Genomic DNA, 19,541 nt, shown 5'->3' with positions numbered 1-19,541 from the left:
CAGTAACAGAAGTTATCGGTTAGAAAAGGTCACCTACAAAGCAAGGTAACCTTTCTTGATTATAGTTCTTGGATTGTCGCTTCTTTGGCGGTGGCATCTTCGGAGTAGCGAATGACTTCTTGTCGGATGACTGGTTGGTTAAATTCGGCCTGCTGCTTCGCCTTTTCTAATTCACTTTCTTCGTGGTTACCAAAAAGAGTTTCAAGGACTTTAGCCGCAGGAGTGGTTAAAACAAACAGCTCGATGCGTCGGTTTTCACTTGATTCTGGTTCATCAGGGTTGAGCAGGGCGCGATCAGACATGCCAGTGACTTGCATGACTCGCTCATCTGGCATACCACCTTCAACCAGCGTGTTTCGTGCTACATCAGCGCGAGAAGCCGACAATGCCCAGTTTGATTGACGGCCAAAACGCTTTTTAAAGGGAATAGCATCGGTGTGTCCGCTGATGATCAGTGGGTTATTAACACGCTGAAAAACAGGCGCGAATGCGAGCAGTAAGTCTTCAAAAAAAGGCGTGAGTTTATGACCACCACGACTGAACATATGTTGTTTGTAATCATCTTGCAAAACGACGCGTAAGCCTTGCGGCGTTACAGTGACATTCACGTTGCCTTGAGCATTGATTTGGGCTGCCATTTTTTCAATAACTTTGGCTAGCGCAGCAAGTTGCTCTTGGGTGTCGAAGCTACCGGGGATAAGCGAGTCAATTTCAGGGCCATCACCATCACCACGAAAGTAAGAGCTCACAACGTGGTTGGAGTTATGTTTGCTTGGCACAGAAGAGTCCTGTGCCAAGTCAATAGGAGAGATACTTTGTGAAGTATCGAATGGATTGCCGTAACTCTTATCAAACACGCTCGAACTATGTAAATGGGCGACAATTGCTTTACGCTCTTCTTTATCTACCACTTGCATAACCCAAAGCACAAGAAACAGCGCCATTAGGGCGATCATGAAGTCAGCAAACGCGACTTTCCACGCGCCGCCATGAGATTCATCATGGCTGTGAGCTTTGGCACGTTTGAACACTACATGCTCTTGTTTTTGCATTATCCCTCCTGTTCAGCTAACCACTTCTCCATTTGGTTGAAAGTTGGTTTGATGTCTAGCTGAATATGTTTACGGCCAGCGTCGATGGCGAGCAATGTTGGCTTTTTCGCGACATAGGCAACCAAGGTTGCACGTATGCATTCAAAAGCGGTCATATCACGTCTCACTCGCTGAGCCATAGCGTTACTTAATGGGTCTAAGCCACAGTAACAACCAAAAATACCAATAAATGTACCAACAAGGGCGGCCGCTACGTGATAACCAATCAAGGCGATTGAGCCATCAATAGCTTGCATGGTGATGATGATGCCACCCACCGCTGCTAGGATACCGAAACCAGGCAGTGCTTCTGCTGTACGCTGTAGTGAGCGTGAAGGTAAAAGCATTTCGTTCTGTATCGCTTCGATTTCTTGTTCTAGCAGTCCCTCTAATTCATGAGGCGACATTTGTCCCATTGCCATTAAACGTAAATTGTCAGTGATGAAAGAAATTACCCGATGATCCTGAGAAACTGTCGGATATGCGAGAAAAATTGAGCTTTGGTCTGGCGACTCGATATGAGAATCGAGAAATTTGTAACCGCGGTTGCGTGCTGTTTCAAGTAAATTGTTGAGCAGAGACATTAATTCCATATAGTACTCATACTCATCTTTAGGGCCTTTGATCGTGGCAGGCACCTGTCGGCGCATTTCCTTGAGTACATGCGGCGGGTTACCGATGATCAATGAACCAGCTGCTGCGCCAATAATGATAAGGAATTCGGCTGGTTGCCAGATAGCGCCTAGATTACCGCCAGCCCACATGTATCCACCGAAGACACACACTAGAATAGTGAGGACTCCAAAAAACTTTTGCATCTTATGACTCCTAAGAGGACATTAATTGGTTGAGTTGTTTCAGCGCTTGTTTATGAAGCTGACAAATTCGAGGAGGCGTCAGATCCAAGACGAGGGCTATCTCGTGTAAGTTGAGTTCGTGCTGATAGAACAGAGTGAGTAACAGTTGATCACGCTTGGGCAACTTGCCGATAGCACTGTCTAAACTGCGGCGAATATGTTCATGTTCCATGCCATCATATTGTCCGCCGATATGGCTATCACCACTGCTTTCCATCAGTTGATCAAGGCTTTGCATTTCCCCCGCAAGCGCAGCATTTTGGCGGGCATAATAATCTTGCTCGTTAGTGCCTAAGGCTTGGACGATTTCGGAATCCGTTGGCACTCGCCCTAAAGAGCGGGTGAGATCACGGGTGACGTCATTGAGCTCATGAGCTTCTTGGCGTGTTTTACGAGAACGCCAGTCTAGTCGGCGTAATTCATCCAAAATGGCTCCTCTCACGCGGCACACGGCAAAAGCGGGAAAGTGCGGGTCGTCAACGTCGCCGTATCGGCGTCCAGATTCGACGAGAGCGATGAGTCCAATTTGCTGCATGTCTTCAATACTACAATGGGAAGTGGCATGGACGCGAAGTTGGTTAACGACGCGTTTTACCATAATTTGATGACGCTGCAGCAGGGCATTTTCATCAATTGGTCGCGACGGTGCCGTCACTTCCTCTTCCGTGGTGTAAGTATCTTGTGGGTTCATGTCTAACATGGTTGTGCTCCGCTACTGCACAACGTATTTAGTCAAAATAACATCATCGATGTCACGCACGATGTCTGTTTTATCGAAGGCTTTCAGTAACGTTTGTTTCACTTCGTTTTGCAGAATCTCGATAGAACCGTCTTGCTGCAATTCGCCGAATGTTTTGTCACTAAACAGTTTTAACAACGAGTTTTGTACGATCGGCATGTAGTTGTCGATGTCTTTAATGCGCTCTGGACGGCGTGTTTCAACGGCCAGCTCTAGCATGACAAAGTGCGTCTGCTTTTTACCTTTAATGGTCAAAACGACTCGGTCTAAAGGATGGAAGCTTGGTCCTTTCTCCGTTGGTTCGTCTGCGACCAAAAATGACAATGGAGAACCTTCTAACAGTGAAACAGAGTCAGATGACTCTTGAGAGTGTTTGTTTAGGTACCAAATACCGCCCATAACCGTGGCGGCCGAAACGAGGGCGCTGGTGATGATCATGGCGATAAACAGGACGATCATTTGTTTTTTGGTCATAACCTTTTTCCTCGACAATTTGCTAGGCTTGAGTGCTCAGCCAGTGTTCTGAATAGTTTGTTGTTTTATTGGATGAAAACGCGCTGGACTCTCGTGCAGCGAAAATAGTGGTATCTTCTTCGTTTGTATGGGGTTGATGACGTTCCTGACCTTGATCTGAGCCAACATTCACATCGACGTGGATGAAGTTTTGCTCTTGTAATTCAGTGCGTAAGCGTTCAGATACTTGCATTAAGGCTTCTCGCGTTGCGGCAGTATTGGCATTGATCTGCACGCTGAGTCGGTCACCCTCCATGCGTACATGCAAATCCAACTTACCTAAGTCAGGTGGGTCGAGACGGATTTTTGCTTCTTGTACGTTTTGTTGAGCTTGGAGAGTGACTCGGTCGTGCAAGACCTGCATCATTTGCTCCCCCCACTTTCCAGCACTGGTATCCACACGCACAGCGGCCCACTCAGAACCTTGAGTTTGGATATGACTCGCAGCGGAAGCGGGAGTAGGTGCGTGTGCACTTGGAGCCTGTACTTGGAGTGGTGACGCCATCGGTTGATTTTGAGTGGGTTGACTCAGTAAGGCTTGAAAATCAGCACTAGATATCGACAAGCGTGAGCTTGGCGAAGCCGCCGCAAGACCTTGTTGGACTTCTTGTTGCTTTGACGAAGTGTTGAGCAAGACGCTGTTTTGTTCTTGCCTGATAGGTCTGGCTTCGCTACTCACGGTTGAAGACGGTGTTTTGCCGGGTTGTTCGGCCTGTTTTCCCATTAGGGGAAGTATACCTTTGAGCAGATCCTGAGCTTGCGCCGCGAGACTAGGTTCTTCTTGGACTCCCAACGTGCTCGTTAACGCAGCCATGGATTCAGAGCTTGAATGTTCATCTGTATCAATGTCATTCTTTTCTGTTTTTGCTGTCTCTTGCGTCGTTTTTACGTCGGATGCGGATAATGCTGCCGCGGTAAGACGAAAACTGGGCGCAGTTTCAACAGACGTTAACTTAGAGCCAGCTTGCTGGTTGTGTTCTGAAGAATGACGCTGTGAAAAGCCATGCACGGTTCTGGCTTGCGTGACTTTACCTTCGCTGGTAGAAGACGGATTGCCAGACAGTTGCGTTGAATAAGATACCATCATTGGGTCAGATCCATAGTCATTGCCAGTTGGTAAGCCATTGCGCGCTCTTGATGATCGTTCACCATGTCCATCTCACTTTTTAACTCGTTAGTTGACTTTTCCAATGCGGCAAATGCATCAGCATGAACGGCCTTTGCACGTTGAATTTCAGGGGCGAGCTTTGGATCTTGCAAAAAAGGTTTATGGCTGATCAAAAGTTCTCGCAACTGCAAGTCATAGCGTTTAAGAGCATGCCAATCCGCTGTTTTTGCTGCGAATTGGATAAGCTGAGATAAATGACGGAATCGCTCTGGCGATACTTTATGCTTGTTGTCCAAAACTCATCCAACCTTCACGAATGTTACCCATTACACGCTCAACATTGACCAAACGGTCTGCGTCATTTTGCACACTGGCGTAATAAAGTTCGACTTGACAGAAGTCGTAAAGCTGGCGCAAGTTTTCTGCGATTTCGCCACCGTTTTCATCATCTAGCGCACTGGTTAGTCCAATTAAGATGTTCATGCATTTGTTGATCCCATGGCCTTTCTCGGCCAAACGAGTCGCTGCCAGATGGCCGCGAATACGTTCGACTTCGTCGAGTAAGCCATCGATCAACATAATGACCAGTTGGTGAGGGTTTGCTGCTGCTGCTTGAGCATCGAGATCGACTTGCTGATACGAGTCGTAACCTGAGTCCATAAGCATGAGTGTTTCTCCTAAAGCTTTAGTCAAACATTGACATGGTTTGTTTCATTTGAGTCATAATTTGGTTCATTTGCGTAAATTGCTTGAGATAGCGATCGTAAGACATCTCGTACTTACGCTCTAACGTTGCTTGTTTGTCATCGATGCGGTCTAAATTTGATTGCAGAGCGTCTTTACGAGAATTAAATGCACCCGACGAGAATTTCAAAAAGGGTTCGGCCATTGCATCAAGCGAATCGAGTAAGCCGCCATCACCATTAAACATCGCTTCTAAGCCTGTACTATTGTTCTTTTGCGCTTCATTGAATTTTTCTTGGTCAACTTTCATTTTGCCGTTGCGATCTAAGGTTACGCCGACTTCACTGAGGCGCATCCCACCGTGCTCGCCACGAATCAGGTTGGTAAGTTGGCTTTCAATGCTGCGCAGAGTCGGGTCACTGGCTAGTACCCCCCGGGTCTCATCTTCACCGCCAATCTTGGTGTATTTATCGATGGTGGAAACGAGGCTGTTGTATGCATCGACGAACTTATCCATCTGTTCTTGGGTAGCTTCATTGTCGGCACCAATGTTCAAGCTGATAGGCGCTTCCCCAGAGGTCTGAGCCTTGCTCACGGTAACATCGACACCGTCAATCACCCCTTGGAAGGTGTTGCTGGCGTTAGTGAGTTTTAACCCAGATCCTTCAGCGCCCATCCACATCACCGCATCTTGCGGTGCGGTAATATCAGTGACGTTTACAAATGCGTCTTCAAACCATGTCTGGCCTGTACCTGTAGCGCTGACATTAATGGCATTATCAACCCCGGTTTCCGTGCTCGAGAGCATGAAGTGAGTTTGACCATTGGAACGCACTAAGGTGGCATTTACTCCGGGATTACTGGGGTCGTTATTGATGGCGCTTGCGAGGTCGCTCATTGTGGCTTTGCCATCGCCGTCTTTATCTACCGTAGAGAGATCCAGAGTCATGGCCTCACCGTTAATAGTGAACTCAAGTGACCCCGTGGTTGGGATCTCAGTTGTTGCATTGAGATCAGCAGGCATGCCGGTAGATACTTGGTGTGCCGTTGCTACTTGCTCGACAAAAATTTGGTAGTTGCCGGTGATGGCTTTGGCGTCAGCATCCGCGGTTAAGTACCCGTCTTGAGAAAGGGTCGCGCTGTTTTTGATGATGCTGCTTGTACTGCTGTTCATCTCGTCTAACGTGGTACGGAAATCGCGTAAAGCGCTTTCGACTTTACCTAGCGCCGAGAGTTGCGTCTGATATTTATTGGCTTGCCATTCGTTGCGTTGTTGAAATGGTTGTACATCGAACGTAGCGAACTGGGTCGCCATTTGAATTGGATCTAAAGAACTCATGAGGTTGTTCCCTCTCTCATCTCTATTCGGTCTAAATAGCTTAGGTGCTATGCCATGATTGAACAGTACATCGCAAGATGCATGCCGTTTGTTTATTTGATTTAAAAAACAGTAACTTAGGTTGGTTTTATCTAAGGAGGAAGGAAGCGGTGATTCCACCCTGTGGGTTCCGCCTTCCCCTAAAACCAAGTCGTGTTTTCCAATTATGAAAGGCGACTGAAAAGCGAAACATATTTAATCGGATTTCAGCCTAGTTTGGTTGATTGAGGGCGGGGTATCGACGGTGATGGATAGAAAAGAGTGATAAAAAATCCCTGAACTTGGGCTCAGGGATAGCGACCAGATAAGGTTTACAATGCGTGATTAACGCTCACTGATAGCTTTGATATGGGGCGCAACTTCATATCTGAGGATATCGGCAAGTGCGGTAAAGTCGTGCAATTCTCGCGCTTGGTTAATTTTAGATACGATATCCAGCAGTAAGGCTCGCTCAGTCGGAACGGCAAATAACTTAGTGAGTAATTTAAGACATCGTCCTAACATCAAATCACCGGTTAGATGGTCGCCGTAATAGTACACATCTGAAGTTTTGATAAAAATGTTATGGGTAGCATTAGTTTCCGTTTCCATACAGTGCCTCCACATTAAAATACTCTGCTCCGACGATTTTTGCGCCGATGCGACTCCAATTATAGAATTGTGTTTGTGGCGCGGCCGCAATCAGGTTTTCTACCCCACTGGCAAACATTCGATAGGTCGGTGAGGTTTTGATCATTTCACCATAACCATTTTGAACCTGGGCGGTCATGGTGACATTATGATCGTCGGCTCGATTTTCACGGCCAGAGTGGATAATTTCCCCCGGAAAGCCAAAGTCACAACCAATCAAAGCAATACGTGTCGCGCCTTGCAGCAGAGTGCAGTGAATCAATGGGTGAATGACTGAACCAAAAGCATATGGACGGTATTTGACTGGTAAGATCTGCGCAAAGCGGTCATACGTATAGTCGCCCAAATGCAGGTAGTATTTTTCCCCGTGCCAGTTTTGGAATACACGTTTTGGCATATGTGCACCAAACACGAGTATGGTGTTTTTGGCTAATTCATAAGGAATGTATTCATCACCAAGGGCAATATCTACTGCAAATACCACATCGGGCTTAATGCCATTTTCGATTAAGCATTTGCACGCTGTCGACGCGGCGATAAGTTTCGGCCGATTTGGCTGATGATATACGGACTTCAGCTCATCAATGTGTTGTTGCAATGACGGACCAGCTCCGATACAAATTGCATCATTTACATCGTAACGTAAATATTCGTCCGAAGAGGGAAGGCGTTTTAACAGTGGCGTGTTTTCTTGCTCAACTGTTTTCAGCTTATCATCGCTATGGCGGAAGTTAGAGTTTGCCATGGCAATCATGACGCGGTTTTCCATACGGAAGTAGAGCCACTGATGCGACAGGCGGCTGATCGCACGATCGGCATTAATAATAATGGCACCAGGTAAGCCTAAGCTCGCTAAGTGTACGCCTACTTTAGGGGCATCTTCTTTAACTACTACCAGAGAGAAACGAGGGTCGGAAAGCCAAGGTTGCGGCACCAAAGAAAGAACGAGTTTGGCTAGCGATAGATTATAAAGATACAGAGTGACCGATTGAGCATTGTTATCTTGGGAGAGCAAAGCAGGCACATTGCCCATGCCGATGCCCCAAACATGGTAGTGGTCGCTTGCGGTGACACTGCGATACCGGAATGCTTCTTCGGTCGGGTCGTAAGCACTGCAGAGTTGCACACCGTTGACTTTCAGCGTCATCGCTGTTTTTTCTATTATGTCGAAGTGTAGGGCATCAACGTCAGCCTGATTTAATGCTTGAGCAACGTCGGGCCAACGGGCTTCAATCAGTTCGATATGTTGTTGGTATATAGGTGTCATAATCAATTAAAGCAAAAAAACCCCACCATAAAGGCGGGGTTAGTATTAAGTGGGTGATTAACGCAATAGAGACATTGCCATACCAGGTAGTTGGTTCGTTTGAGAAAGAACCGTTGTACCAGCTTGCATCAGCATTTGGTTTTTCGTCATGTTTGATGATTCAACCGCGAAGTCCGCATCCATGATACGACCTTTCGCAGCAGAGGTGTTTTCTACCATGTTACCTAGGTTGGTCATGGTGTGTTCTAGGCGGTTAATGTTCGCACCAAATTCGGCACGAGCCGTGCCCAGCGTTTCTAGCACACCGCCAGTACTGGTTAGGTTACCGAGTGCAGTTGATGCCGCCGCAGCAGTACTAACGCTACCTAGAGCTGCAATCTTAGTAGTAATAGCAGCAAGATCAGCTGATGCATCAACGTCCAGTTTTTCTGCGCCAGTCGCGCCAATCTGGTATACAACAGATCCTGCACCGAATGCACCACTTGCTTCTAGTAATTTCTGACCACCGAAAGAGGTGTTGTCCATGATATTGGTTAGTTCTGCACTTAGCTGCTGAAATTCTGCGTCCATTGCTGCACGCTCGTCTGCACCGTTAGAACCGTTCAACGATTGCGTCGCGAGGTCACTCATGCGGTGGGTGATGTTGGTCATCTCGTCCATCGCGCCTTCAGCGGTTTGCATCATTGAGATGCCGTCTTGTGCGTTACGCATTGCAACGTTCATACCACGCGTTTGAGACTCAAGACGAGTCGCAATTTGTAGACCCGCAGCATCGTCTGCTGCTGAGTTGATGCGGTAACCCGTGCTTAGACGCTCCATCGCCGTGTTTAGAAGGTTGCTTGTACCGTTTAGTGTGTTTTGCGTTACAAGCGATGCGTAGTTAGTGTGCATTGATAAAGCCATCTTAATCTCCTTAAGTAGTCATTATTCTGTCAGTTCGAGGGATATTCCCCAGTCACTAACTACAGGCGGTCGGTCGGGAGCAAGGATTAATTTGAAACTGAAAAAATTCCTAAAAAAATTAAAAAGCATTATGGTTTGGTGATGTGCATTCCAAAAAAAAGCACGAATAATTCGTGCTTACATTGGTTTGGATATTGAGGTGGCGCTATTCCTCGTCAAAAGATTGAAAAGAGAGAGAGGTCGGGATATCACTGAAGTAGCCGAAGTAATAACTGGCGCCCAGCAAACGGTAACTATTGAGTTCTGTTTGGCTGGCTACTCGTCCTGCGACCCAAGGGTACTTATACTTGCGTAAAAATTTGGCAATGGGGAGAAAGGTCTGTCGATCTTCTTTGTTTTCTAGTGTGACCGACAACTTGATCATATTAGGGGCAAACTCAGCAATGCGTTCGAAATGCACTTGAGCGGTAGCGACTTCGAACCAAAGTGAGTACGCATTTTCTTTCAGTTTTTCTACCAACGTGGCCACTTTGTCATGCAAGCATAGGGTTTCGTCTGCTTGCAAAGAGGGAATCACATGTTGAAAAGCAGCCGAATGAAACTGAATGATTTGCTCAAGAAAGTAAGCGCCTGGCTCCCAAAGTAGCGTATTAATCTGTATCGGTACAACGACATTGCTGATCAAATCCGGATGGAAAATTTCTAACTGAAACTGCGTTTGTCGTAATGAAAGATACATACTGAACAAGTCCAAGCAGTATTGCATTTGTTCAGACAGTTCGAATTGATAAAGGCTTTGTTCACCACGTAGGCCAAAGCGTAAAGTGAGGTGTTGGAATTCCACCTCACCTGACTGAGCATCACGGATGGCTTGGCAAGCGTGTTGAATATCGTTGTGTTTTAAAGCGTCAAACACTAATTGATCGTCATCCATGACGATATGCTGCTCTGCGAGTTCAACGATATATGTATGCATTGCATGCGTTGAGATTAGATTAGCCAAGGTTTCCTACCACATTGATTTGTTTATTTTCTGGGATTTCATTGTAAGACAATACCGCCAACCCTTGCGTAAATGTGCGAGCGTAACGTGCCAGTAGTGGACGCAGTTGCGGCATCACTAACAAAATTGGTGGTAGGCCTTGCTGCTTAAGTTGTTGCCTAATCAATGGCAAGTTTTGTTGGAACTGGCCAAGAATGTTTGGTTCGATTGGGAAGCTATCCAGCACAACCGTACCTGAAGTTTGCGCTTGTTGCAGTGATGTTAGTAGCATTTGCTCTAGTTCATCAGAGAGAGCGTAAACATTCAGCTCATTCTTTTGTCCGGCAATTAAGTTAACGAGAGTACGTTTGAGTGCGCAGCGAACATCCGCCGCCAACAGAATGGGATCTTTGGTATGCTCCGCGGATTCCAGCATTGTATTGGCGATAGTACGGATATCTTTGAGCGGCACTTGGTCTAGTAAAAGCTGGCGATATACTTTGAGCTGCTGTGCAGGGTTTAGGGCTGCTGCTAAGGCTTCGGCAAGTTTTGGTGCTTGCTGTGTTAAACGCTGCGTCATGGCTTCAACGTCGTCATGAGTGAACAGTTCGGCAAGATTGGTTTTCATGATCTTACTAATATGGGTTGCGATCACCGTACCATCGTCAACCACTTGATAGCCCATGTTTAAGGCTTTGGCTTTATCTTGGTGTTCAATCCAAACGGCGGGTAAATGATAAGCAGGATCACTACCAAGAATACCATCGATCTCGCCGTAGGTTTCACCGACGGCAATAGCCATTAACCGCTCTGGTTCAATAAAGCCTTGTTCGGTCACTTCGCCATTGAGAGAAATCGTATACTGATTTGGCTTTAGGCTTAGGTTGTCGCGAATGCGCACTTCTGGCAGCAAAAAACCAACTTGCTCAGACAAATTACGGCGTACACCACGAATGCGTTGTGATAGGGGGGCGCCTTGTTCTTTATTGACTAGATGCACGAGGCGATAGCCAAGAGCAAGAGACAAGGTTTGAACGTGAGGAATGTCATCCCATGTCAGTGGTGCGTCGTCATCCTGCATGGCTTGCGACAGCGCTTCCACTTCCTCGATTTGAGAATCTTGTACCGGTTGCTTGGTTTGACGCCAACCCGCGAAGGCTAACGCACTGGCAAACGCGAAAAAGGCCAAATGTGGCATGCCTGGCACCATGCCAATCACCGCCATAATTCCTGCAACCGTAAATAGCGTCGCTGGTGTGGCCAGTAATTGCTTCTGTATGGTCTCTGACATGCCATTTTCGCTGTCATTAATGCGCGTGACAATAATAGCAGCAGCTGTGGCTAAGAGTAGTGATGGAATCTGAGCAACCAAGCCATCACCGATAGTGAGTAGCGCATAGGTTTTAAATGCTTCAGAAGCGGCGAGACCATGTTCGAAGACACCAATGCTGATACCACCAATGATGTTGATAAACAGAATCAACAAGCCTGCGATAGCATCACCACGAACAAACTTTGAAGCACCATCCATAGACCCATGGAAATCGGCTTCGTTGGCGACTTCTTTACGACGTAATCTAGACGTCTCTTGATCGATAAGACCCGCATTTAAGTCGGCGTCGATTGCCATCTGTTTCCCAGGCAGTGCATCCAAGGTGAAGCGAGCAGACACTTCAGAGATACGCTCACCACCTTTGGTGATCACCACAAAGTTAATGATCATTAAGATGATAAACACCACCATACCGACAACGTAGTTGCCGCCGATCACGACCTCACCAAAGGCTTGAATCACTTTACCCGCGGCGTCACTGCCGTTGTGACCTTCCAGTAATACAATTCGTGTTGATGCGACGTTCAGCGTTAAGCGCAGTAAGGTCGCCACTAATAAAATGGTCGGGAAAACAGAAAAGTCGAGTGGTCGTTTTGCGGTCGTACTGACCAGCAATACCAAAATCGCCAATACGATATTAAAGGTAAACAACGCATCCAATAGCAGAGGAGGCAAGGGCAGAATCACCATCGCCAAAATCATTAGCAAGACAATTGGAATGCCAATGTAGCCTTTGGATGAGGTTCGAAGTTGTTTTAACCGGTTAAGCATACTTTCGTGTCCTTGGATAAACGCGGGTTAATCAGTGCTGTAAATGTGTTGGAATTGAAAAATGAGGCAACGATGTTGGTTCTTTTCCATCCCCTTTACGGAAGGCTTTTAATTGCAAAACGTAAGTAAGAATATGTGCTACGGCGATGTAAAGTTGGCTTGGGATCGCTTGCTCAATCGCCGTAGTGTGATAAATCGATCGCGTCAGTGGTGGCGAATTGATGATCTCAACTTTATTTTCGCGGGCGATACGCTGAATGTGCATGGCGGTTTCGTCTACGCCTTTCGCTACCACAAATGGTGCATCAGACAGCGAGGGTTCGTACTTTAATGCCACAGCGTAGTGCGTTGGGTTAGTAATAATCACGTCAGCCGTTGGCACCATCTTGTCGATTTTACGACGTGAAAACTGTTGTTGTATTTGGCGAATGCGTTGTTTTACTTCTGGGCGGCCTTCGTTGTTCTTGAATTCTTCCTTTAACTCTTGCTTTGTCATGCGAAGCTCTTTGAGGTGCTCCCAGCGTTGGTAAGGAATATCAATCACACCAAATAGCAACAGTGCGAAGCCCATTAATAAAAGTCCTTCAAACAAAATCGACATCACGATAGAGAAGCCTTGGCTTAGTGGCAGTTTTTGCATGCCAAGCAAATGCTGTAGGTTACTATTGAGATAGCCGTATAAAATGCCAAAGATTACGGCAACCTTGAGTGTGGATTTTAATAATTCGACCACCGAACGAGTGGAAAAAATGCGTTTGATGCCACTCATAGGGTCGATTTTGCTGAGTTTTGGCATGACATTGGCTGGGCGGAACATCCAACCACCCAATAATAGGCTGCTGCCAACCGTCGTGATGATGATCACCGTAAATAATGGCAAGAGCATGTCGATGATCATCGCTAAACTCTGTCCGAGCTGCTCTATCATTTTTATTGGGTTATCTAAGTCCGCCCTAGTGAGCATCATGTTGTAACGAAAAATGCCGGACATGCTTTCCCAAAGGCTACTCAGCTGAGTATAAAAATAGACCGCGACGGCGAGAAATATAACCGCAGTCGTAAACTCTTTTGCACGAGGTATTTGGCCTTCCTGACGGGCTTTTTTGACTTTCTGGGACGAGGCGTCTTCGGTTTTTTCCTGCGAGGATTGATCGCTCATGCGCCCCCCAACATGAAGTTGTTTAAGTGCCTGATTGTGTCGTGAACAAGTGCCGTGTAACGACTCGGAACACCAGACACCGAAATTAATACGCTGAATAGGCCGAGCAGCATCGTCATCGGGAAACCTAACGCATACACGTTAAGTGACGGCGCGGCGCGGTTCATTACGCCGAAGCTGATATTAGCAAGTAACATCGAAACGATAGCGGGTAATGCAAGTGCTAACGCAGAGGCAAACATCCAACCAAAAATATTGACGACCCCTTGCAGAGAAAGTGATGTGATGCCTGAACCTACTGGCCAAACGACAAAGCTTTGAATCAAGATATCGATCACCAGTAAATGCCCTTCAAGTGCGAGGAACAGTAAGGTGGAAAAGATAAGAAAGATACGCCCTAAAATAGCCACCGAAAGTCCGTTAATAGGATCGTTCATCATCGCCATGCCCAGTCCCATTTGGAGAGAAACGATCTGGCCAAGCATGGTGAATACGTTAAACAGCATGTGTAAAATCAGGCCAAACATTACCCCCCAAATCGCTTGTTCAAAGGCAAGGTATAGAGAAGTCATAGAGAACAGTTCGACTTGCGGCATTGACGGCATGAGTGGCGCCGTTATCACGACGATAGAGAGTGCCAGCAAGGTACGAATCCAAACGGGAATTATCGCATCACCAAAGAACGGCATCGAAAGAAAGACCGCGCCGACACGAAAAAACGGCCACCATAGTTGACCGAGTATCACCGAGAGTTCTGCAAATGTGATGGCCATTAGCCGATCATCCCCGGTATGTTATGGAATAAGAAGTCAAACAAGTCCATCATTTTGCGGATCATCCAGTGACCGGCAAAAATCACCATTAACAGCGTCACGAGTAAGCGCGGTAAGAAGCTGAGTGTTTGCTCGTTGATTTGTGTGGCCGCCTGAAAGACGGCGATACACAAGCCAACGATTAAGCCGGGCACGACCAGTACCGCGACCATTAAAATGATCAGCCATACCGCATCGGAAAATAATGAGACGGTTAATTCAGGTGTCATAGCATGCTCCTATTTAACCGAAACTGGCAGATAGGGTGCCAACCGTCATTGCCCAGCCATCTACGAGTACAAATATCACTAATTTAAAGGGCAGGGAGACAATCAGAGGCGAGAGCATCATCATACCCATTGCCATCAAAACACTCGCAACGACTAAATCGATGACTAAGAATGGGATGAATAACATAAAGCCGATCTGAAACGCTGTTTTAAGCTCACTGATCACAAACGCAGGCAGAACCACCGCAAATGAAATGTCTTCGACGTTTTGATCGAGCGGCTCATTAGCGATGCGCAGCATCTGCTCCAGTGAGCTTTGATGAGTTTGTGCCAGCATGAATTCTCTTACTGGTTTCTCTGCAACAGAAAATGCCTGCACTAACGTAATTTCACCACTGTCATAAGGCTGAAACGCATTCTCATGGATGTCGCTCCAAACCGGTCGCATGATCAGCAAGGTCAATGCCAGCGCAATGCCTACCAATATTCGGTTGGGTGGACTTTGCTGTAGACCAAGCGCCTGGCGCAGAATCGCGAGGACAATGATAATCCGAGTAAAGCTCGTCGCCATTAAAATGAATGCCGGAAGAAAACTGAGCGCGGTCATCAGCAACAGAATTTGCAGTTTAACGCTGTATTCTTGCTGTGTGTCGCCATCAGAAACGGACAAGATCGTTAAGCCGTTGTCTGCTGCCATCGTCGGAAAAGCAAACAAAAGCGACACCAATACTAAAAGAGGTAACCAGCGATACCAAGCGCTCAGGTTTTTCATTGTAATGCCTACCAAAGATTATCGACCAACGCCGCTTAATGCGGAATCATTCACATCAATCAAGCGAAGTCCATATTTGTCATTGATGACCACGACCTCAGCGTGGCCCATCAGTGAGCCGTTCACTTTTACATCTAAAGGTTCACCATTGAGCTTATCGAGTTCGATAACCGTGCCTTCGCCCGCTTTCATTAAATCACCGAGAGGAATTTCTTTACTGGCCACTTCCAGTGTGACGGTCACAGGAATGCTTTTGAAAAAACTCAAATCACGCTCTGCAGCAACAGGTTCTGGTTGAAACGTGTTTTCGGCCTCAAAGTCTTCCAGTTGAAAGTCGTCAAAGTTCAACTCATCTGCGTCAAATGCTTTAGTTTCTGGCGCTTCGCTCATTACTGCGATTCCTTATCCGGGTTAAATATCATTACAAGTTGGCCATCTTGCTCTGCAATTCGGCCAGTAAATAGAGACTGGTTACCAATGCTTACTGGAACCGTATTAAGAAGCTCAATAGGCAAAATGTCGTCGGGTTTTAAACCCATAACGTCGCTCAAGGCCATTTTCTTTTTGCTGAGAACTATATTCAGTCGAACTGGAGTCGACTCTAAAGAGCGACAGAATGGTTGATACAAATCAGTATCGGGTTGCAGTTCAAGCTGCTCGATCAGCGTTTGAATGAGGCGGCTATCAAGCTTGAGTTGGATAGTGCCTTGATGATCATCACACGTGATGTTTAGCTTCACGTTAAGGCCGATACCTCGAGGTGCTTCATATTCACCCATTTGCCACATGCGATCAGGCGCAAGCCAGCCAATGATGATGCGGCTGATTCGCTCTTGTAAGCGCAGATCACTCGCGGTCAGCGTCGTCACAGAGCGCTCTGTGCTGGCTGCGTAAAAGCGATCAGCGAGCTTTATTAGCATGTGAGGCTCACCATGAATAAAGACCATCCCACCTTCTTGGTGTTGATGGGTAGACGTTAGGTCTCTATCGAGCTGTGTCGGATTAAAGCGGTGCAAATCTACAGAGGTTAAGTTAGCTTCCACTTTACTTGTTTTGAACCAATTTTGTAATTCTATCGTAAGGCTAGAACAAGACTCCGCAATCAAACTCTCTAGTTTTTCGCGAATGATATGAATAGGCTTTCCTAATAATTCAACGTCAAGTAGTTGAAGATCAGAAATAGGCTCACTAACTCTACTTTCCATTTATATTTTACCGTGCGTTAACAATCGAAACTGTTTGAACTTAATAGCTGCGTAGTCTACACGGAATATTTAATGATATTTTAGTTTAAAGCTTTCAGATTGTGACTTTAGTTCATATGTTGCCAATGTGATTACATACGAAGCTTTTAATAAAAATTAAAAAGAGTTAATTTTGCTTAAAATTTGCTGAACAAATATAAAATAACACTAGCGCTTTCTGCCGTTATTCGCCGATTGGAACTCCTTTCAAGGCATAGTGGTCATTTTCATATAAAAAATATAAATATTGTTGCTTTGCTGTTAAAAAGTTGCCATTTAGACCTATGGTCCACTTTTTCGGGCGCTTTTTAACCAATTTTAATATTTCAGAATAGGTAATTAGTATGATTAGCTGTGCCAGGCGTCAGGGTTTATTGGCATATTTAATTAAACTGAGTAAGTCATGGAAATGTAAGTTATACACTCCTTGGAAAGGTTTAATCATTTATAAAATATTCTTCTTCGTCAGTTTACTTTTTCCTAATTTTGGATTTTCTGGTGAAATTGTAACCATCCCTATGGATATTTCACAATGGAAATACAAAGGAACAAAATTAGAGTGCAACTTATTGCAGATGAACTCTTCTTATGGGAAGTTTTATTTCCGATCGGAAGTGAGAGGGGAAATTCGTTTTATTTCCGATATTCAGTATGAAAGTAACAAATGGCACACTATTATTTTACTAAGCCAAAATGCGCCTTGGCATCGTGAGGCTTCTAAACAACTCCTAACGTCTCTGAACGTTACCAAGCCATCTCATCGGTTTGTCTTTAGTAAAGGCGCTGAAGCTTTGTTCGAGTCTGTTTCTACAGGTAAATGGGTGACATTGTCACTTGGTGAAGGTAGCGCTTCCATTTTATCGGAGATCGTCATCCCCACTCTGCAAATAGAAGGCGCGCTAAAGTCATTTAACGCTTGTCGACAGCGTTTACCTGAGCTGACGTTTGCGCAAGCAAGAGACCTTGTGCTTTTGTTTGGGTTTGGGCAGAAAGAATTGAGCCACACACAACAGGAAACGCTCGCCGCACTTCATAGTTATGTTTCGGTTGATGAACGTATCACCAAAATCCTCATCGATAGTCACACTGATAATGTAGGCGCTAGTTTAGCGAACCTTTCCGTATCACGGCTGCGAGCAGAAAAAGTTGCACAAGCATTGGAAGAGCTTGGGGTTGATAAATCGATGCTTGAAGTGAGAGCTCATGGTTCGCGTTATCCCATCACAAGCAATGAATCAGCGAGAGGCCAAGCAAAAAATCGACGTGTGACGTTACGTCTTGTTAGAGATAACGAGCGCACTAAGACGAAAAACGCCATGTATGTACAACAGCAAACCCAACAAATGAAAGTTAAGGTTCAATAATGATGAAAACGAATATTTTGTTGATTGAGCCAAATGAGGCCCTAGCTCAACCAGTATTAGATGTGTTGCAACATGCAGGCTATACAGTGACACACACTCGTACTGGCCGAGGTGCATTACTTCAAGAGTGCGCCGAGATCACCTTAGTCAGTTCCACCTTGCCTGACATGTGTGTCCGTGAGTTTGTTGCTTGTCATCAAAAGCAGCGCCATTCTGGTGTGGTTATCGCGATCGTCGATCAAGAGCAAGGAATTTTGGCGGCCGAGACGATGAAGTCTGGAGCGACGGATTACCTTTTGCGCCCATTTGAAGCCAATCAGCTGGTCAATTTACTGATGCGCGTTGAAGCGTTGAGTAAGCCAATGGCCAATATCGTTGCTAACTCTTGGCGCAGCAAACAGTTGCTGCAATTGGCACATCGCGCGGCTTGTACGAATGCCAGCGTTTTAATTACCGGTGAGTCGGGGACAGGTAAAGAAGTACTGGCGCGATATGTGCATGAGCACTCTCCTCGTTTAAATGGGCCATTTGTAGCGGTTAACTGCGCTGCTATCCCAGAGTCGATGTTAGAAGCGGTCTTGTTTGGTCATGTCAAAGGTGCCTTTACAGGAGCGATGAACTCACAAAGTGGTAAGTTTGAAGAGGCGAATGGCGGGACCATTCTGCTGGATGAAATTGGAGAAATGTCACCCGCAGTTCAAGCGAAGTTGTTGCGAGTGCTGCAAGAGCGAGAAGTCGAGCGCGTAGGCAGTCACAAAACCATTCAACTGGATATTCGTGTGATCGCCGCGACGAATAAAGATCTTCGTGAAGAGGTTCGTAAAGGGACATTCCGTGAGGATCTTTACTACCGATTAGATGTGCTACCGCTGCATTGGGCCCCACTTCGTGAGAGACAAGAAGACATTTTACCGATCAGTCAATTTTTTATTGAAAAGTATCAAGAGGGCAGTCGTTGTCAATTATCTCAAGATGCGATCAGTGCGTTGAGCCAATATCATTGGCCGGGCAATATTCGCGAATTGGAAAATGTCATTCAACGTGCTTTGGTCATGCGTCATGGTGATTACATCACGGCGCAAGATCTGATGCTCCCTATTGATGTTGTGACGCCTGTTTCATCCGCAGAGCCAACATCAAGTTTTGGCCATGTGGAAGCGAAGAAGCAGGCTGAATACCAATTTATTTTGGACAAGTTACGTCAGTTTGGTGGAAACCGAACAAAAACAGCGAATGCGTTAGGAGTCTCAACTCGAGCGTTACGTTATAAGCTCGCTGCAATGCGAGAACATGGTATTGATTTACAGTCGGCACTAGGCTCGGCTGCCTAATAGGAGAAAGAATAGATGGCAAGTCAACCTACTCATGGGGTCTCGGCAGAGCAACTCATGTTGTCAAAAATGCAGGCGATGCAGACGCAAGTACAGTCGCCGGATTTTATCGTGAGTGCAAACCCTTTAGATCAACAATCACTAAACGCACCGCTATCATTTTCTCAAGCGATGACAAATGTACTGGACTCGGTGAATCAACATCAATCGGTTGCTAGCCAAAAAGTAACGGCGGTAGAAACAGGGAAAAGTGATGATCTCGTTGGTGCAATGGTCGCAAGCCAAAAAGCCAGTTTGTCTTTTAGTGCTTTGATGCAAGTGCGCAACAAAGTAGTGAGTTCTTTTGAAGATATTATGAAAATGCCGGTGTAAT

General features: G+C 46.0%; 22 protein-coding genes. 3 read left to right on the top strand and 19 right to left on the bottom strand.

The window, feature by feature from the left end; translation table 11 throughout:
• Nucleotides 1–59 precede the first annotated feature (59 nt).
• From AC3D28_RS16595 to AC3D28_RS16505, 19 genes are all read right to left on the bottom strand, one after another.
• Nucleotides 60–1,052 (bottom strand): flagellar motor protein MotB, encoded by a 993-nt coding sequence (locus tag AC3D28_RS16595; RefSeq protein WP_098414272.1) that lies wholly within the window; start codon nucleotides 1,050–1,052, stop codon nucleotides 60–62.
• Complete coding sequence (gene motA / locus AC3D28_RS16590; protein WP_098414271.1) at nucleotides 1,052–1,909, bottom strand: flagellar motor stator protein MotA; 858 nt, start codon at nucleotides 1,907–1,909, stop codon at nucleotides 1,052–1,054. Before motA ends, AC3D28_RS16595 begins: the two co-directional genes overlap by 1 nt.
• 10 nt (nucleotides 1,910–1,919) lie before the next feature.
• Entirely contained in the window at nucleotides 1,920–2,648 is a 729-nt protein-coding gene (locus AC3D28_RS16585; RefSeq protein WP_098414270.1) for a FliA/WhiG family RNA polymerase sigma factor, read from the bottom strand.
• Nucleotides 2,649–2,660: 12 nt separating this feature from the next.
• Entirely contained in the window at nucleotides 2,661–3,161 is a 501-nt protein-coding gene (locus AC3D28_RS16580; RefSeq protein WP_488536734.1) for a flagellar basal body-associated FliL family protein, read from the bottom strand.
• 22 nt (nucleotides 3,162–3,183) lie between these two features.
• Nucleotides 3,184–4,287 carry a flagellar hook-length control protein FliK gene (locus AC3D28_RS16575; RefSeq protein WP_488536733.1) on the bottom strand — a complete coding sequence of 368 codons (1,104 nt, stop codon included), beginning with the start codon at nucleotides 4,285–4,287 and terminating at the stop codon, nucleotides 3,184–3,186.
• A complete protein-coding gene (locus AC3D28_RS16570; protein ID WP_098414267.1) occupies nucleotides 4,284–4,604 on the bottom strand; it encodes a LafD in 321 nt (106 codons plus the stop codon). Before AC3D28_RS16570 ends, AC3D28_RS16575 begins: the two co-directional genes overlap by 4 nt.
• The gene (fliS, locus tag AC3D28_RS16565) at nucleotides 4,588–4,974 is read right to left on the bottom strand and encodes a flagellar export chaperone FliS (RefSeq protein ID WP_098414266.1); all 387 of its coding nucleotides are present in this window, start codon (nucleotides 4,972–4,974) and stop codon (nucleotides 4,588–4,590) included. The genes AC3D28_RS16570 and fliS overlap by 17 nt, the downstream gene beginning before the upstream one ends.
• A gap of 19 nt (nucleotides 4,975–4,993) precedes the next feature.
• Nucleotides 4,994–6,331, bottom strand: coding sequence for a flagellar filament capping protein FliD (fliD, locus tag AC3D28_RS16560; RefSeq protein ID WP_488536732.1), 1,338 nt, complete (start codon nucleotides 6,329–6,331; stop codon nucleotides 4,994–4,996).
• 363 nt (nucleotides 6,332–6,694) lie between these two features.
• Nucleotides 6,695–6,961 (bottom strand): hypothetical protein, encoded by a 267-nt coding sequence (locus AC3D28_RS16555; RefSeq protein WP_488536731.1) that lies wholly within the window; start codon nucleotides 6,959–6,961, stop codon nucleotides 6,695–6,697.
• On the bottom strand, nucleotides 6,945–8,267 hold the full coding sequence (locus AC3D28_RS16550) for a 6-hydroxymethylpterin diphosphokinase MptE-like protein (RefSeq protein ID WP_488536730.1): 1,323 nt from the start codon (nucleotides 8,265–8,267) through the stop codon (nucleotides 6,945–6,947). The genes AC3D28_RS16555 and AC3D28_RS16550 overlap by 17 nt, the downstream gene beginning before the upstream one ends.
• 57 nt (nucleotides 8,268–8,324) lie before the next feature.
• Nucleotides 8,325–9,170, bottom strand: coding sequence for a lateral flagellin LafA (gene lafA, locus AC3D28_RS16545; RefSeq protein ID WP_488536729.1), 846 nt, complete (start codon nucleotides 9,168–9,170; stop codon nucleotides 8,325–8,327).
• 205 nt (nucleotides 9,171–9,375) lie between these two features.
• Entirely contained in the window at nucleotides 9,376–10,173 is a 798-nt protein-coding gene (locus AC3D28_RS16540; RefSeq protein ID WP_488536728.1) for a diguanylate phosphodiesterase, read from the bottom strand.
• Nucleotides 10,166–12,256, bottom strand: a complete 2,091-nt coding sequence (gene flhA / locus AC3D28_RS16535) for a flagellar biosynthesis protein FlhA (protein ID WP_488536727.1) — start codon at nucleotides 12,254–12,256, stop codon at nucleotides 10,166–10,168. The genes AC3D28_RS16540 and flhA overlap by 8 nt, the downstream gene beginning before the upstream one ends.
• Nucleotides 12,257–12,287: 31 nt before the next feature.
• On the bottom strand, nucleotides 12,288–13,415 hold the full coding sequence (flhB, locus tag AC3D28_RS16530; protein WP_098414259.1) for a flagellar biosynthesis protein FlhB: 1,128 nt from the start codon (nucleotides 13,413–13,415) through the stop codon (nucleotides 12,288–12,290).
• Nucleotides 13,412–14,188 (bottom strand): flagellar biosynthetic protein FliR, encoded by a 777-nt coding sequence (gene fliR / locus AC3D28_RS16525; protein ID WP_488536726.1) that lies wholly within the window; start codon nucleotides 14,186–14,188, stop codon nucleotides 13,412–13,414. The genes flhB and fliR overlap by 4 nt, the downstream gene beginning before the upstream one ends.
• Nucleotides 14,188–14,457, bottom strand: a complete 270-nt coding sequence (gene fliQ, locus AC3D28_RS16520) for a flagellar biosynthesis protein FliQ (RefSeq protein ID WP_098414257.1) — start codon at nucleotides 14,455–14,457, stop codon at nucleotides 14,188–14,190. The genes fliR and fliQ overlap by 1 nt, the downstream gene beginning before the upstream one ends.
• 13 nt (nucleotides 14,458–14,470) lie before the next feature.
• The gene (gene fliP / locus AC3D28_RS16515) at nucleotides 14,471–15,229 is read right to left on the bottom strand and encodes a flagellar type III secretion system pore protein FliP (protein ID WP_098414256.1); all 759 of its coding nucleotides are present in this window, start codon (nucleotides 15,227–15,229) and stop codon (nucleotides 14,471–14,473) included.
• Between the two features lie 18 nt (nucleotides 15,230–15,247).
• Nucleotides 15,248–15,619, bottom strand: a complete 372-nt coding sequence (gene fliN, locus AC3D28_RS16510) for a flagellar motor switch protein FliN (RefSeq protein ID WP_488536725.1) — start codon at nucleotides 15,617–15,619, stop codon at nucleotides 15,248–15,250.
• Entirely contained in the window at nucleotides 15,619–16,434 is an 816-nt protein-coding gene (locus AC3D28_RS16505) for a FliM/FliN family flagellar motor switch protein (protein WP_098414254.1), read from the bottom strand. The genes fliN and AC3D28_RS16505 overlap by 1 nt, the downstream gene beginning before the upstream one ends.
• Nucleotides 16,435–16,817: 383 nt before the next feature.
• On the opposite strand from AC3D28_RS16505, the gene AC3D28_RS16500 reads away from it, so the two are divergent.
• Genes AC3D28_RS16500 through fliE form a run of 3 tightly spaced genes read left to right on the top strand, consistent with a single transcriptional unit; the run spans nucleotide 16,818 to nucleotide 19,540 of the window.
• Nucleotides 16,818–17,837 carry a MotY family protein gene (locus AC3D28_RS16500; protein WP_488536724.1) on the top strand — a complete coding sequence of 340 codons (1,020 nt, stop codon included), beginning with the start codon at nucleotides 16,818–16,820 and terminating at the stop codon, nucleotides 17,835–17,837.
• Nucleotides 17,837–19,168 (top strand): sigma 54-interacting transcriptional regulator, encoded by a 1,332-nt coding sequence (locus AC3D28_RS16495; protein ID WP_488536723.1) that lies wholly within the window; start codon nucleotides 17,837–17,839, stop codon nucleotides 19,166–19,168. Before AC3D28_RS16500 ends, AC3D28_RS16495 begins: the two co-directional genes overlap by 1 nt.
• 15 nt (nucleotides 19,169–19,183) lie before the next feature.
• A complete protein-coding gene (gene fliE, locus AC3D28_RS16490) occupies nucleotides 19,184–19,540 on the top strand; it encodes a flagellar hook-basal body complex protein FliE (protein ID WP_488536722.1) in 357 nt (118 codons plus the stop codon).
• Nucleotide 19,541 lies beyond the last annotated feature (1 nt).

The sequence above is a fragment of the Vibrio sp. TAP-3B genome (assembly GCF_057784735.1).
The sequence above is the reverse complement of the archived record's forward strand: the minus strand, read 5'-3'. Positions and strand labels throughout refer to the sequence as shown.